Source organism: Acidovorax sp. Leaf160, from assembly GCF_001424265.1.
In the GTDB taxonomy this organism is placed as follows: Bacteria; Pseudomonadota; Gammaproteobacteria; order Burkholderiales; family Burkholderiaceae_C; genus Paracidovorax.
Map to the genome: position 1 here is coordinate 17,273 of NZ_LMOV01000008.1, position 14,120 is coordinate 31,392.

The 14,120-nt window shown below is 70.2% G+C and carries 13 protein-coding genes; 7 read left to right on the forward strand and 6 right to left on the reverse strand.

The window, feature by feature from the left end; all coding sequences use genetic code 11:
• Window positions 1–2: 2 nt before the first annotated feature.
• A complete protein-coding gene (locus ASF94_RS05385; RefSeq protein WP_056662721.1) occupies window positions 3–1,277 on the reverse strand; it encodes an MFS transporter in 1,275 nt (424 codons plus the stop codon).
• Between the two features lie 197 nt (window positions 1,278–1,474).
• Between ASF94_RS05385 and ASF94_RS05390 the strand changes: the two genes are divergently transcribed.
• The 7 genes from ASF94_RS05390 (at window position 1,475) to ASF94_RS05420 (ending at window position 8,489) form a co-directional block, all read left to right on the forward strand.
• Window positions 1,475–2,281: a sulfite exporter TauE/SafE family protein gene (locus ASF94_RS05390; RefSeq protein ID WP_056662723.1), complete on the forward strand. Its 807-nt coding sequence runs from the start codon at window positions 1,475–1,477 to the stop codon at window positions 2,279–2,281.
• 39 nt (window positions 2,282–2,320) lie between these two features.
• Entirely contained in the window at window positions 2,321–4,180 is a 1,860-nt protein-coding gene (locus ASF94_RS05395) for a nitrite/sulfite reductase (protein ID WP_056662725.1), read from the forward strand.
• A gap of 33 nt (window positions 4,181–4,213) precedes the next feature.
• The gene (locus ASF94_RS05400; RefSeq protein ID WP_056662728.1) at window positions 4,214–4,600 is read left to right on the forward strand and encodes a DUF934 domain-containing protein; all 387 of its coding nucleotides are present in this window, start codon (window positions 4,214–4,216) and stop codon (window positions 4,598–4,600) included.
• A gap of 47 nt (window positions 4,601–4,647) precedes the next feature.
• Entirely contained in the window at window positions 4,648–5,595 is a 948-nt protein-coding gene (cysD, locus tag ASF94_RS05405; RefSeq protein WP_056662732.1) for a sulfate adenylyltransferase subunit CysD, read from the forward strand.
• Complete coding sequence (locus ASF94_RS05410) at window positions 5,595–6,968, forward strand: sulfate adenylyltransferase subunit 1 (protein ID WP_056662734.1); 1,374 nt, start codon at window positions 5,595–5,597, stop codon at window positions 6,966–6,968. The genes cysD and ASF94_RS05410 overlap by 1 nt, the downstream gene beginning before the upstream one ends.
• Before the next feature lie 105 nt (window positions 6,969–7,073).
• Window positions 7,074–7,397 carry a ferredoxin FdxA gene (gene fdxA / locus ASF94_RS05415; protein ID WP_056662738.1) on the forward strand — a complete coding sequence of 108 codons (324 nt, stop codon included), beginning with the start codon at window positions 7,074–7,076 and terminating at the stop codon, window positions 7,395–7,397.
• A 12-nt stretch (window positions 7,398–7,409) separates the two neighbouring features.
• Window positions 7,410–8,489 (forward strand): NAD(P)/FAD-dependent oxidoreductase, encoded by a 1,080-nt coding sequence (locus ASF94_RS05420; protein WP_056662741.1) that lies wholly within the window; start codon window positions 7,410–7,412, stop codon window positions 8,487–8,489.
• Window positions 8,490–8,585: 96 nt separating this feature from the next.
• Here the strand turns inward: ASF94_RS05420 and ASF94_RS05425 are convergent, their stop codons facing one another.
• From ASF94_RS05425 to ASF94_RS05445, 5 genes are all read right to left on the reverse strand, one after another.
• Window positions 8,586–10,178, reverse strand: a complete 1,593-nt coding sequence (locus ASF94_RS05425; RefSeq protein WP_056662743.1) for a hypothetical protein — start codon at window positions 10,176–10,178, stop codon at window positions 8,586–8,588.
• Window positions 10,144–11,055, reverse strand: a complete 912-nt coding sequence (gene imuA / locus ASF94_RS05430) for a translesion DNA synthesis-associated protein ImuA (RefSeq protein WP_156382429.1) — start codon at window positions 11,053–11,055, stop codon at window positions 10,144–10,146. The genes ASF94_RS05425 and imuA overlap by 35 nt, the downstream gene beginning before the upstream one ends.
• Window positions 11,056–11,201: 146 nt before the next feature.
• The gene (locus ASF94_RS05435; RefSeq protein ID WP_056662746.1) at window positions 11,202–12,614 is read right to left on the reverse strand and encodes a CoA transferase; all 1,413 of its coding nucleotides are present in this window, start codon (window positions 12,612–12,614) and stop codon (window positions 11,202–11,204) included.
• Between the two features lie 15 nt (window positions 12,615–12,629).
• On the reverse strand, window positions 12,630–13,268 hold the full coding sequence (locus ASF94_RS05440) for a 3-oxoacid CoA-transferase subunit B (RefSeq protein ID WP_056662750.1): 639 nt from the start codon (window positions 13,266–13,268) through the stop codon (window positions 12,630–12,632).
• A 1-nt stretch (window position 13,269) separates the two neighbouring features.
• Window positions 13,270–14,091: a CoA transferase subunit A gene (locus ASF94_RS05445; protein WP_056662753.1), complete on the reverse strand. Its 822-nt coding sequence runs from the start codon at window positions 14,089–14,091 to the stop codon at window positions 13,270–13,272.
• Window positions 14,092–14,120 lie beyond the last annotated feature (29 nt).

Genomic DNA, 14,120 nt, shown 5'->3' on the forward strand with positions numbered 1-14,120 from the left:
GGCTAGGGAGCGACTGAATCCCCGGCGCGCTTCGCCGGCAGCTTGCGTGCGGGAATCCACAGGCCCAGCAGCCCCGCCGCTGTGAGCGACAACAGGCCGGTGACCGCGATGCCGCCCGCCAGCGATACCGTGGCCACCAGCGCCGACAGCAGCGCCGGCCCGCAGGAGCCGCCCAGGTCCGACAGGAAGCGCCACACCGCCAGGAAGTAGGGCCGCCCGTGGCGGGGCGAGAAATCCGCCCCCAGGGTCATGATCAGGCCGGAGCCGATGCCGTTGCCCAGCCCGATCGCGGTCGCCGCGATCAGCAGCGTCGTGAAGCCGGTGGTGAAAGGCATGAGCAGCATCGCCACACCGATGATCGCCATCGACGGCACGGCCACCCAGCGACGGCCCTTCAAGTCCATCACCCGGCCTGCGGGGTAGAACAGCAGCATCTCGATGCCGCCGGCAATGCCGTAGATGATCGAGGTGATCGCGGGCGCCAGCAGGAGGTGGTCGGCCCAGAGCGGGATCACCGCCTGGCGCGATGCGCGCACCGCGCTTACCAGGGCCACGCCCAGGCCCAGGGTCAGGAACACGCGGCGGTGGTCCGCCAGGATGGAGCGCAGGTTCACCGGCGCCGGCGCGGGCGCGCCCGCCGGCTGTGCTGGGGCCACCAGGTCCGGCAGCCGCGCCCCGACGGCGGCGGCTGCCAGCACGCCGGCAATGCCCACGGCAAACGCTGCTTTCAGCCCGAAGGCATGCACCGCCGCCGCAGAGAGGAATGGGCCGATGAACATGCCGATGCGCATCACGCCGCCGAGCGTGGAAAGCGCCCGGGCGCGGTAGGCCGGAGGCACGGCTTCCGTCAGGTAGCTCTGCCGCGCCAGGTTGTAGATGGCTTGCGACATGCCCACCATGCAGCAGCCGATGGCGAGCGGCACCACGCCCGGCAGCAGCACCGCCAGCAGCATGCCCAGCGCACTCCAGAGGCCCGCGGCCACGATGGCCCAGCGCTCTCCCCACCGGATGGTGATGACCGACGCCGGAATGTTGTTGAGCAACGACCCCAGGCCGATCAGCGTGACCACGAAGGCAGCCGTCGGCACCGAGGCGCCCAGGTCGCGCGCCAGCAGCGGCACGATGGGCAGGATGGCGCCCTCGCCCACGCCGAACAGCAACGACGGGCCGAAAGCCGGCAGTGCGATGCGACGCCAGGAAAAATCAGGGGACTCTTCGCTGCCAGCGGCGGGGGAGGCTTGCGGAACAGGGGAGCGGGCGTCGGCAGGATCGGTCATCGGAAGAAGGGCGGCAGGAAGGCGGCGGAGCGCAACGAAGCCACGCCACGATACGCCAAGCGGAGCGTGCCTGCCCGCCCGCGCGCCGCCGTTCCACGCAGGCCCGGCCGGCCGCCTGCCTTTATAACCAGATCGATATACATGAAGGAGCAAACAATAGTTTGAAACCATAAACGAACTCTCTACAGTCACGCCCCATGCACGACTTGGCATTCGTTTTCGCGGGATTCGCAGTGGGTTTGATCGTTGGCCTGACGGGGGTCGGCGGCGGCTCGCTGATGACGCCGCTGCTGATCTTCTTCTTCGGCGTGAAGCCGCACATGGCCGTGGGCACCGACCTGTTGTTCGCCGCCTTCACCAAGATGGGCGGCACGGTCAGCCTGGCCCGCCAGCGACTGGTGCCCTGGCGCGTGGTGGGCCTGCTCTGCACGGGCAGCATTCCAGCCGCGCTGCTGGCGCTCTGGGCGCTCGACCGCATGGGCCCGGCCAGCCACGCCGCCCAGCAGATCATGACCACCACGCTGGGCGTGGCGCTGCTGCTCACGGCCGCCGCCATGCTCTACAAGGCCGTGGCGTTCTCCCCCGCACGCGCGGCTGCCGAACAGGCCCGGCGCGCCGGCGTGAGCGAGGCCGAAGCCACCCGTCCGCGCCACTGGAGCCTGCCGGTGCTGATGGGCGCGGTGATCGGCACGCTGGTCACCTTCACCTCGGTCGGCGCAGGCGCCATCGGCGTCACGGTGCTGCTGATGGTGTTCCCGCTGCTGCCGCTGCCGCGCATCATCGCGGCCGACATCGCCTACGCCGTGCCGCTGACGCTGGTCGCGGGACTCGGACATGCATCGCTCGGCTCCGTGGACTGGCCACTTCTGCTCCAATTGCTGGCTGGCTCGCTGCCGGGCATCTGGCTCGGCTCGCGCCTGGTCACACGGGCACCGGAGCGGCTCATCCGCTCGGCCCTTTCCGTGCTGCTCGCCTGGGCGGGCGCCAAACTGGTTTTGATCTGATCCGAGCGCGCAACGTCTCAACAAGCGCGCCACCCCACCATGTACCAATACACCGAATTCGACAAACAGTTCATCCGCCTGCGGGCCGAGCAATACCGCGACCAGCTGGAGCGCTACCAGGCCGGCACGCTGCTGGGCGATGAGTTCAAGCCGCTGCGCCTGCAAAACGGCTGGTACGTGCAGCGCTACGCCCCCATGCTGCGCGTGGCGGTGCCGTATGGCGAGCTGTCCAGCACGCAGTTGCGCGTGCTGGCCCGCGTGGCCCGCGAATACGACCAGCCCGACGCCACCCTGCTGGCCGAAGCGCAGGCGGCGCAGGAAAAGCTGGGCGACATCCCGCTCGCCGATGGCCGCCGCATCAACACGCGCCTGAAGTACGGCTACGGCCACTTCACCACCCGCACCAACGTGCAGTTCAACTGGATTCCGCTGGACAAGAGCGCCGACGTGATGGACCTGCTGGCCTCCGTGCAGCTGCACGGCATCCAGACCAGCGGCAACTGCATCCGCAACATCAACAGCGACGCGCTGGCCGGCATCGCCGCCGACGAGATCGCCGACCCGCGCCCGTTCGCCGAGATCCTGCGCCAGTGGAGCACGCTGCACCCCGAATTCGCCTTCCTGCCGCGCAAGTTTAAGGTGTCGCTGAATGGCGCGCGGGAAGACCGCGCCGCGCTGGGCTGGTACGACGTGGGCCTGCAGCTGGTCAAGAACGACGCGGGCGAGCTGGGCTTCAAGGTGCGCGTGGGCGGCGGCATGGGCCGCACGCCCACCATCAGCCCGGTGCTGCGCGACTTCCTGCCATGGAACCAGCTGATGAATTACCTGGAAGCGGTGATCCGCGTCTACAACAGCTACGGCCGGCGCGACAACCTCTGGAAGGCGCGCATCAAGATCCTCGTCAAGTCCGAGGGACAGAGCTTCATCGACCAGGTGGATGAAGAGTTCCGCCAGATCGTGGAGGTGGAAGGCGGCCCGCACACCATCACCCAGGCCGAATACGACCGCGTGGCGGCCAACTTCCACGAGCCTGCGCTCGACCTGTCGCCCGCCGACGCCGAGGCCGAAACCCTGGCCCTGTTGCGCGCCGCCACCGAGGAAGACCGCAACTTCGGCCGCTGGCTCGAAAGCAACGTGCTGCCGCACCGCCTGCCGCAGCTGCGCGCCGTGGTGCTGTCGTTCAAGCGCCTGGGCTACGCGCCCGGTGACGCGACGGCCGACCAGATGGACGCCGCCGCCGACCTGGCCGACCGTTTCTCGGCCGGCGAGATGCGCGTCACGCACGAGCAGAACCTGGTGCTGCCCTGGGTGCGCCGCGACCAGCTGCCCGCCCTCTACAAGGCCGCCAAGGCACTGGGCCTGGCGCAGCCGAACATCGGCCTCCTGACCGACATGATCGCCTGCCCGGGCGGCGACTTCTGCTCGCTGGCCAACGCGCGCTCGCTGCCCATCGCGGAAGCCATCACCGAGCGCTACCAGGACCTGGACGAGCTGTGGGACCTGGGCGAGATCGACCTGCACATCAGCGGCTGCATCAACAGCTGCGGCCACCACCACAGCGGCCACATCGGCATCCTCGGCGTCGACAAGGACGGCAAGGAGTGGTATCAGGTCACGCTGGGCGGCGCCGACGGCTCCGATCTCTCGGGCCCCGCCCAGCCGGGCAAGGTCATCGGCCCGTCGTTCAGCGCCTCCGAAGTGCCGGGCGTCATCGAAGCGCTGCTGGCCACCTACCGCGAGCACCGGCAGGCCATTCCGGCCGACGCCGCCCACGGCCCGCGCCATGAGCATTTCATCGACACGGTGCGCCGCGTCGGCATCGAGCCCTTCAAGGCCGCCGGCAATTCCGCCCGCCACCCTGCGCCCGACGCCGCCCCGCAAGCCGCAGCCACCGCCTGAATCCGAGCCTGAGCCCTTTACTCGAGTATTACTATGAAATTGATAGCTGCAAGCGCTCACACGACGAGCGCGGAAGGCCAAAAAGTGCTGGAACTGGCGAATGACGCCGACCCGCTGCTGCAGGACCTGTCGGGCGTGACGCGCATCGACCTGCATTTCCCCAAGTTCAGCGATGGCCGCGCTTTCAGCCAGGCCCGCCTGCTGCGGGGCCGCGTGCGGTTCACCGGCGAAATCCGCGCCACCGGCGACGTGCTGGTGGACCAGGTGCTGCAGATGGAACGCTGCGGATTCGACGTGGCGGTGCTGCGCGAAGACCAGGACCTGGCCGCGGCCGAACGCCAGCTGCATCGCTTCCCGGCCTTCTACCAGGGCGACGCGCAGCACGCGCTGCCGCATTTCCGCCAGACCGAAGCAGCCTGAAGGCCCGGATCACCCACAGACTCGACCCCGCGAAAGAAGCCCCGCGCATGAACGCCCGCATCGACGAACCCCTGGCCGCCCCGGCGGCTCTGAGCCAGCTCAGCAACCGCCACCTGGACGCGCTGGAGGAAGAAACCATCTTCATCCTGCGCGAGGTGGCTGCCGCCTTCGAACGCCCCGCCCTGCTGTTCTCGGGCGGCAAGGACTCGCTGGTGATGCTCAAGTGCGCTGAAAAAGCGTTTGGCGCGGGCCGCATCCCTTACCCGCTGCTGATGATCGACACCGGCCACAACTTCCCCGAGGTGACCGACTTCCGCGATTTCCGCGCCAAGGAACTGGGCGCCGAACTCATCGTGCGCAACGTGGAAGACTCGATGGCCCGCGGCACCGTGCGCCTGGCCCACCCGGGCGAGTCGCGCAACGTGCACCAGTCGGTCACGCTGCTCGAAGCCATCGAGGAATTCCGCTTCGACGCGCTCATCGGCGGCGCCCGCCGCGACGAGGAGAAGGCCCGCGCCAAGGAACGCATCTTCTCGCACCGCGACAGCTTCGGCCAGTGGCAGCCCAAGGCGCAGCGGCCCGAACTCTGGACGCTGTTCAACACGCGCCTGGCGCCCGGCGAGCACTTCCGCGTGTTCCCGATCAGCAACTGGACCGAGCTCGACGTGTGGCAGTACATCGAGCGCGAGGACATCGCGCTGCCCAGCATCTACTACACGCACAAGCGCCAGGTGGTCGAACGCAAGGGCCTGCTGATGCCGGTAACCGAACTCACCCCGCCGCGCGACGGCGAAACGGTCGAAACCCGCGACGTGCGCTTTCGCACCGTGGGCGACATCACCTGCACCGCGCCGGTGGAAAGCACGGCCGCCACCGCCGCCGACATCGTGCTGGAGACCCTGGCCGCCGATGTGAGCGAGCGCGGCGCCACCCGCATGGACGACAAGACGAGCGATGCGTCGATGGAAAAGCGCAAGAAGGATGGGTATTTCTGATGACCACTATTGATTTGATAGCAGAAGGCGCAGGCGGATCGAGCGCTGCAGGCCAAAACGACCATCAATCCGCACTCAAGTTCATCACCTGCGGCTCGGTCGACGACGGCAAGAGCACGCTGATCGGACGCCTGCTGGTGGACAGCCGCGCCGTGCTGCAGGACCACCTGGCCGGCGTGCAGCGCGGCGGTGAGACCGATCTGGCGCTGCTGACCGACGGCCTCTCGGCCGAGCGCGAACAGGGCATCACCATCGACGTAGCCTACCGCTACTTCGCCACCGAAACGCGCAAGTTCATCATAGGCGACGCGCCGGGCCACGAGCAGTACACCCGCAACATGGTCACCGCCGCCAGCAGCGCCGATGCCGCCGTGGTGCTGGTCGATGCGACCAAGCTCGACTGGAAGAACCCGCAGCTGGCCCTGCTGCCGCAGACGCGCCGCCATTCGCTGCTGGTCAACCTGCTGCGCGTGCCCTCGCTGGTGTTCGCCGTGAACAAGCTGGACGCGGTCGAAGACCCCGCCCTCGCCTTCACGCACATCCGCGCCGCGCTGGAAAAATTCGCCCAGGCCGCCGGCATCGCCGTGCGCGCCACGGTGCCCGTGTCGGCCCTGAAGGGCTGGAACGTGGTCGATGCGCACGCCGGCTGGTGCGGCTACGAAGGCCCCAGCCTGCTCGCCATCCTGGAACAGTTGCCCACCACGCCCGCCGACACGGCGCTGCCCGTGGCCTTCCCGGTCCAGTGGGTCGAGAAATTCTCCGGCTCGGCCGACACCTCGCAAGGCCGCCGCGTGTTCTGGGGCCGCGTCGCGGCAGGCCGGTTCGCGCCTGGCACCGCCGTGCAGGTCTTCCCGAGCGGCCAGCGGGCCACCGTGGCCCAGGTGCTGGACCATGCCCGCCGCCCCGGCGACGTGGCCGCCGGCACCAGCGCCGGCATCGTGCTGGACCGCGAGGTGGACGTCTCGCGCGGCGACTGGCTGCTGGCCGCGCCCGTGGCACCGGCCACCGCCGCAGCCGACGACGATTTCGGCGACACGTCCGCCCCCGCCTCTCCCTGGCCCTGCCAGCGCGAACTGCGCACCACCGTCGCCTGGATGGACGACGAACCGCTGGTCGCGGGCCGCGTCTACTGGGCGCTGCACGGCCACCGCTGGGTCAAGGCCAAGGTGCGCCGCGTGGTGCACAAGCTGGACATCAATACCCTGGCCGAAGAGGAAGCCAGCCAGCTCGACCCCAACGCCATCGGCCATGTGGAACTGGTGCTGCAGGAAGCCCTGCCCGCCGCTCCGTTCACCCAGGCCCGCGTGCTGGGCTCGCTGATCCTCGTCGATACCGCCAGCCACAAGACGGCCGGCGCCGTGCTGGTGAACTGACCTACCGCACGAATCCTTCCTGCCGCAAGGGACGGGGCCGCGAGCCCCGCCCCGAAACGGCCTAAAATCGCGGGTTACCCCCGATTACACAGACATTTTCGACCCATGACTCACGTCGTTTCCGAGAATTGCATCAAGTGCAAGTACACCGATTGCGTGGACGTGTGTCCCGTGGACTGCTTCCGCGAAGGCCCGAACTTCCTCGTCATCGACCCCGATGAATGCATCGACTGCGCCGTGTGCATCCCTGAATGCCCGGCCAACGCGATCTACGCCGAGGAAGACCTGCCGGCCGACCAGATCGCCTTCATCAAGCTCAACGCCGAACTCTCGCCCCAGTTCAAGAGCATCACCAAGCGCAAGCCGGCCCTGCCCGACGCGGACGAGTGGAACGGCAAGCCCGGCAAGATCGCCGACCTCGTTCGCTGATCCCGCGCCCCGGTGCCGGAGCTCGACCCCCGCCAGCCCATTGCCGCTGACGCCGTCGTCATCGGCGCGGGGCCGGTCGGCCTCTTCCAGGTCTTCCAGCTGGGCCTGCAGGGCATCGCTGCCCACCTGATCGACGCCCTGCCCCACACGGGCGGCCAGTGCGCCGAGCTGTACCCGGACAAACCCATCTACGACATTCCCGGCGTGCCGATGTGCACCGGCCGGGAGCTGGTCGCGCTGCTGGAGCAGCAGATCGCACCCTTCGCCCCCGAGCGGCATCTGGGGCAGACCGTGGCGGCGCTTTCCCTGGAGGACGACGGCCGCGTGCTGCTGGAAACCTCGGGCGGCACGCGCCTGCTGGCCCGCACGGTGGTCATCGCCGCCGGCGTGGGCGCTTTCGTTCCGCGCACTGTCAAGGTGGACGGCATCGATGCCTTCACCGGCCGGCAGGTGCTCTACCACCCCGATGCGGCCACGATCGGCGCGCGCGTGGCGCACCGGCATGTGGTCGTGCATGGCGGCGACGAGCCGGCCGTGATGGCGGCGCTGGCGCTCGCCCATGACGACGCGCAGGCACCTGCCAGCGTCACCCTGCTGCACCGGCGCGACGCTTTCCAGGCACCAGAGGCGGCCTTGTCCGCACTGGCCGCACTGCGTGAGGCCGGCCGCATTCGCGTGGTGGCCGGGCAGATTGCCGGCATCGCCACGTCGCAAGACGGCAGCACGCTGCAGGCATTGCGGCTGGCATTGCCGGACGGCAGCGAAGAGCAGCTGCCGCTCGACTGGCTGCTGGCCTACCTGGGCATTTCCCCGCGGCTCGGGCCGATCGCCGACTGGGGCCTGGCGCTGGACCGCAAACAGCTGGTGGTGGACACCGCCCACTTCCGCACCAGCGTGCCGGCCATCCATGCCGTGGGCGACATCAACACCTACCCGGGCAAGCGCAAGCTGATCGTGTGCGGCTTTCACGAAGCCACGCTGGCCGCCTTCAGCGCCGCCGAAGCGCTGGCCGGCGACGCGGTGGCGCTGCAGTACACGACCACCAGCACCCGCCTGCACGAACGGCTGGGCGTCGCCCACCCGACGCGCTGAATCGGCGGGCGGACCGGCGGCTGACGTCGTCGCGCAGGAACCGCGCGCCGATCCAGGACCTGCGATGGGCGGACAGGCCACCCCCGGACCGGTCCCTCAGCCATAGAACCCATGCAGGAGCCAGCGGCCCTGCAGGTCGCGGAAGATCCAGACATAGCCCACGACCTGGTTGTGCGCTACGAAATAGTCGCGCCGGGTCGGGCCGGCAACGGCTTCGCCCGGCAGGCTGCCCCCTGCCGCAGCGCCTGCACCGCCCGCAGTGCCCGCATCGGCCGTGCTTTCAGGGTGGGCTGCCCCCAGGGCTCCCAGGGCTTCCAGGGCCTCCCGCGACTCCCACCAGGCGGTTTCAAAACGCTGCGGCCCCACCAGCAGGCGCAAGGGGCCGTGCAGGCACGGGCGGTTGCCCTGCAGCACCAGCACGCGCGGCGGCTGCACCAGCCAGGTCGGCCACAGCACGGCGCGGGCATCGGGCGGGGTCGCTGCCCTGGTCGATGCCCCCCTGCCCCTGACGGCCGCGCCCGCCTTTTCCGTTTCCAGCGGGTGCCATTGCTGCATGGCTTCAGGCCGGTGGTCGGCCATCAGGCGCAGGCCTTGCACGCGTTCCGTGCCCAGCCGCGCGGACAGGCGTTCCTGCAGCTGGTGCCAGGGCTCGCCGGGTGTTTCGTTCGGCCCGGGTGGCAGCAGGCTGACGCTGTCGCCCACCCAGGGCGCCGTCTGCAGCGCCCGCAGGGCGATGCGGTTCACCGGCGCGGCCAACCGCTGGCGGCCCAGGCGTTCGGCCAGCAGGCGCCGCAGGTGGGCCATCTCCTGCGCCGGCTGGGCGGTGCGCACGTCCAGGGACTGCCACTCCGGCAGATCCACCCCGTCGATGCGCCGCAGGTCATGCCGCCAGGCGAGCGACAGCGCCAGCACGCCCTGGTGCCGCGCCTGCAGCCAGGACTGCAAGGCCACCAACAGCCGGCTGGCGGACCAGAGCAGGCTGTCGGCCGATTCGGCCAGCGCGGGCAGCTCGGCCTCCAGCGCGAAACAGTCAGGCGCCTGCAGCCAGGGCGGCAGATGCTGCACGTCGCCCCAGGCCCGGTCCAGCGCCAGCAAGGGGCCGGCGCCCAGCCGCCGGGCCAGCCCGGCACGCGGCAGGGCCCGCACGGCGCCCCAGGTGCGGCAACCCATGTGTTCCAGGTCGGCGGCGTGGGGACGCAGGTCGCTGAGGGTGCGCAGCGGCAGGTCGTGCGGCAGCCGGCGCGGCAAGGGACGGCCGGCCTGCAACAGCCGCAGTTGCGCCAGGGCCTGAAGGGCGGTGGGGGCTTGCGCGATGCAGGCGGCTTCATGGGGGGATTCGGCAGGGGCCCGAGCGCGGGTGCTGGCGCTGGCCCTGCTGCTGGTGCTGGCGCCGACCGGCGGCATGCCGCGCGCCGGATGCTGCCGCGTGCCAGCCGTCGCCTGGCCTTGGCCGTGGCCGGCGTCTGGCGCCGGCCCGGTCAGAGGGACCGGGCAGTGCTGGCGCAGCAAGCGCACCAGGGCAGGAAGGCCGCCCCAGAGCCGGGCCGTGCTGTCCACCTCGACCAGCAGGCCCTCTTCCAGCAGCGCCACGCGCGGGCTGAAGCGCAGGGCCCACCAGCCATGCGCTTGCGCCGGCACGCCACTGGACGCCGCCTCAGGCGCGGGCAGAGGAAGTGCGATCCAGTGCATGCAATGACTCCACGCCACGCGGCGGCACCGCACCCGGCAGTTCGGTGGGTACGCCCAGCGCTCTCAGTGCGTGCAGGCGTTCCTGCCGCTGCTGCCATTGGTGCTGTGCGGCTTCCTGGGCGCTTTGCCGGCGGCGGGCCTGGGCCTGCAGCACGGCCAGCAGCCGGGCATCGCAGGCCGGCAGCAGCACGGGCGCGAGCGCCGGCGGGCCCCGCCGCTTGAGCACATGCACCTGGACCATCTCGACGTCAGCCTGGGCCTCGCCTGCCGCTCGTGCCCAGAGCCGCAGCGGCGCTGGGGAAGCCTGCTGGCGCCGGTGCTCGGGCCGGAACACCCAGAGCAGGCGCCCCTGCTGCGCCGCCGCCAGCTGCAGCCGCCGCAGCGACTCAGGCGCGGTCTGCGGCAGCCAGGCCAGCACCGCCAGCACATCGCGGCAGCGCAGGGCCTGCTCGGCGGCCCATGCCGCCTGGGCCTCCTGGTGCGGGCCGGCGACGACGCGGTACACCCGGTCTGCGGGCAGGCCGCCTGCCGCCAGCACCGGGCCGAAAGGCGCATGCGGCGGCGCCACCAGCACCACCCGGCCGGGCGACCCCTGCGCCACGGCACGGGCAAGCCCTGGCAGCACCAGCCGCCATTCATGAAAGGCATGGGGTGGCAGCAGCACCTCGGACATGGCGCCCAGCGGCCAGCCGCCGCCAGGCAGCTGGGCATCCAGCGGCGCGTGCCCGGAAGGCTGCGTGCGCTGCGGCGCCTGCGCCATGCCGTCGCCCCGCCAGACACCCGGCACCTGCCAGGCAGCATCGGGCCCATCGGCCGCGCACTCCGAAACCGCCTGGAGCGAAGGCGGGGCAGCGGTGAGCGGAGGTGGGGTGAACATGGCGAAACCTTGATACTGTTTAAATATACAGTATCAGGACGCCGGTCACCACCGGGTTGCCGACAACTTTGCGTAGGCCGACAGCGCCAGTGACCGCAGCGCTTGCCCGAGCGGCTCAGCCGGCTGCCCTGCACGCTTCTCGTGGTTCAGGGCCAGCGCGGAGGATGCGTTCCCGGCGGCATGGACTCCCGCTTCCAGCCAGCGGGGGTGCGCGCCAGTTGCGCGCTGTGCCGAACGGCCTGCAGCCGGCCGAATCCGGAATCGGTCGTTTCCAGATAGGCCGCCCGATCGGGAGCCTGTGCGGCCAGCCCCTGCGGCAGCCGGCCCAGGCTGCGCAGCCAGTGCCCGGTCTGCGCCAGCGACACCTGCACATGCCACTGGCCGCCTTCGCGCTGCTGGCGGCGCAAAGCCGCTGCCGCTCCCAGGGCGATGAGGTAGCCGGTGGCTTCGTCGAGGATCTGCATCGGCAGCGGCCGGGGCGCGCCGCCGCCTGCCGCCTCGCCTTCCGCCTGGTTGAAGCCCATGGCGGTCTGCACCAGGGAATCGAAGCCGCGCCGTCCGGCCCAGGGCCCCCGGGTGCCATAGGCGGAGAGCGACACGTAGACGATGCCGGGCCGCATCGCTGCCACCTCGTCCGGCCCCCAGCCCAGGGCCTGCAGGCCGCCGGGGCGGTAGCCCTGCACCCAGACGTGGGCACCCGCCAGCAGCGAGCGCATGGCGGCCTGGCCTTCGACAGCGCGCAGGTCGATATGCGTGGACAGCTTGCCGCGGCTGGTGTCGGCGATGGCGTCGATGTTGGGCAGGTGCGGCGCATTCACCAGCATGACGTCGGCGCCATAGGCCGCCAGCGCCTTGCCGCCCACGGGGCCGGCCAGGATGCGGGTGAGGTCGAGCACGCGCACACCCGCGAGGGGCCGGTCCTGCTCGGCAAGCGGGGGCAGCGGCAGCGGAGGCGCATCGCCGGCCAGTCGCTCGATGGTGAACAGCGGCTGCGCGGCGATGGCGCGGCCTTGCGGCGTGGCGTCCCATTCGGCGAAGCTGCGCAAGGCAGTGGCCACCAGGCCCGCGCGTGCAGCCGCATCTTCGAAGTCGTGTGCACGCCAATCGGTGAGCGCGGACTGCACGTCGGCGCGTTCCGCCTCGCCGGGGCGCAGGCCCAGCAGCCGCAGCGCGCCCTCTCGGTGGTGCGCGAAGTTGGCATGAATCCGCACGAAGCCGTCCGCGCAGCGGTAGAGGCCGGACAGCGGGTCCCAGAGGTCGGGCGAGCGCCCGTCCAGGCTGAACCAGCCGGTGCATTCGATGGCGGCATGGGCGCTGTCCACCGTGACCTGCTGGCGGGCGGCGCCGCGATCGTGGGCGAATTCACAGGCCGCCAGCGCAGCGGCGGCGATGCTGGCCTGCGCGGCCACGCCGACCGCGAACGACGACGGCAGGTCGGCGCCGCTTCCGGTCAGCCGCGCGAAGGCCAAGGCCTCGGGCGGCAGACCGGCTTGCCGCCAGAGGCCGCGCAGGGCCTCATCGGCGGACAGGGCACTGGCTGATTGCAGGCCGGACGCCATGGCCCGTGCCCTGCTTCAGCGCACCAGCGTGACGCCGGTCTTGGCCTGCAGCGCCTCGAAGCTCACCCCGGGCGCCAGCTCGACCACCTTCAGGCCCTCGGGCGTCACGTCCAGCACGGCCAGGTCGGTGATGATGCGATCCACCACGCCCACGCCCGTCAGCGGCAGCGTGCATTCGGGCAGGATCTTCAGGTCCTCGGTGCCATCCTTCTTCCTGGCGACGTGCTCCATCAGCACGATCACGCGCTTGACGCCCGCCACCAGGTCCATGGCGCCGCCCATGCCCTTGACCATCTTGCCGGGGATCATCCAGTTGGCGAGGTCGCCCTTCTCGCTGACCTGCATGGCCCCCAGGATGGACAGGTTGATCTTGCCGCCGCGGATCATGGCGAACGACTGGTCGCTGCCGAAGATGGACGAACCGGGGATGGTCGTCACGGTCTGCTTGCCGGCGTTGATCAGGTCGGCATCCACCGCGTCTTCGGTCGGGAAGGCGCCGATGCCGAGCATGCCGTTCTCGGACTGCAGCCACACTTCCTTGTCGCCGGTGTGATTGGCGACCAGGGTCGGAATGCCGATGCCGAGGTTCACGTAGAAGCCGTCTTCCAGCTCTTGCGCCGCGCGTGCGGCCATCTGGTCTTGGGTCCAGGGCATGTCAGGCTCCTTCTTGCTTGTTGGCGGGCACCTGGGGCACCACGGGCAGTTCGGCTTCGGCGGCGGCGGCGGCCTGCGCGATGACGGCCTGGGCTTCCACCTTGGCGGCCACCGCATCCACGGGCGCGGCCGCGCTCACGGTACGCTTTTCGATGCGTTTTTCAGGGGTCGGGTTGTGCACGATGCGGTGCACGTAGATGCCGGGCAGGTGCACGTCGTCAGGTGCGATCTGGCCGGTCTCGACGATCTCTTCGACCTCGACGATGCAGACCTTGCCGGCCGTGGCGGCGGCCGGGTTGAAGTTGCGCGCAGTCAGGCGGAACTGCAGGTTGCCCGACTTGTCGGCCCGGTGGGCCTTGACCAGCGCCACGTCGGGCACCAGCGAGCGCTCCATCACGTAGGTCTCGCCGTCGAACTCGCGCAGCTCCTTGCCCTCGGCGACCATGGTGCCCACGCCGGTCTTGGTGAAGAAGGCCGGAATGCCCGCGCCGCCGGCGCGCAGCTTCTCGGCCAGCGTGCCCTGGGGGGTGAATTCCAGTTCCAGCTCACCAGCCAGGTACTGGCGCTCGAATTCCTTGTTCTCGCCCACGTACGACGAGATCATCTTCTTGATCTGCCGCGTCTCCAGCAGCTTGCCCAGGCCGAAACCGTCCACACCCGCGTTGTTGGAGACGACGGTGAGGCCCTTGGCGCCGCTGTCGCGCAGCGCGTCGATCAGCGCCTCGGGAATGCCGCAGAGGCCGAAACCGCCGACGGCCAGCATCTGGCCGTCGGCCACGACGCCCTTGAGGGCCTCGTCCGCATTGGGAAAAATCTTGTTCACTGGAGACTCCTCATCAAGATGGTTGCACG

Bases quoted from the DNA above. Each gene is read 5' to 3' on its own strand.
- imuA (WP_156382429.1), bottom strand. From the start codon at position 11,055: ATGTTCACCCCACCTCCGCTCACCGCTGCCCCGCCTTCGCTCCAGGCG.
- fdxA (WP_056662738.1), top strand. From the start codon at position 7,074: ATGACTCACGTCGTTTCCGAGAATTGCATCAAGTGCAAGTACACCGAT.
- ASF94_RS05400 (WP_056662728.1), top strand. From the start codon at position 4,214: ATGAAATTGATAGCTGCAAGCGCTCACACGACGAGCGCGGAAGGCCAA.
- cysD (WP_056662732.1), top strand. From the start codon at position 4,648: ATGAACGCCCGCATCGACGAACCCCTGGCCGCCCCGGCGGCTCTGAGC.
- ASF94_RS05385 (WP_056662721.1), bottom strand. From the start codon at position 1,277: ATGACCGATCCTGCCGACGCCCGCTCCCCTGTTCCGCAAGCCTCCCCC.
- ASF94_RS05435 (WP_056662746.1), bottom strand. From the start codon at position 12,614: ATGGCGTCCGGCCTGCAATCAGCCAGTGCCCTGTCCGCCGATGAGGCC.
- ASF94_RS05395 (WP_056662725.1), top strand. From the start codon at position 2,321: ATGTACCAATACACCGAATTCGACAAACAGTTCATCCGCCTGCGGGCC.
- ASF94_RS05440 (WP_056662750.1), bottom strand. From the start codon at position 13,268: ATGCCCTGGACCCAAGACCAGATGGCCGCACGCGCGGCGCAAGAGCTG.
- ASF94_RS05390 (WP_056662723.1), top strand. From the start codon at position 1,475: ATGCACGACTTGGCATTCGTTTTCGCGGGATTCGCAGTGGGTTTGATC.
- ASF94_RS05425 (WP_056662743.1), bottom strand. From the start codon at position 10,178: ATGCACTGGATCGCACTTCCTCTGCCCGCGCCTGAGGCGGCGTCCAGT.
- ASF94_RS05410 (WP_056662734.1), top strand. From the start codon at position 5,595: ATGACCACTATTGATTTGATAGCAGAAGGCGCAGGCGGATCGAGCGCT.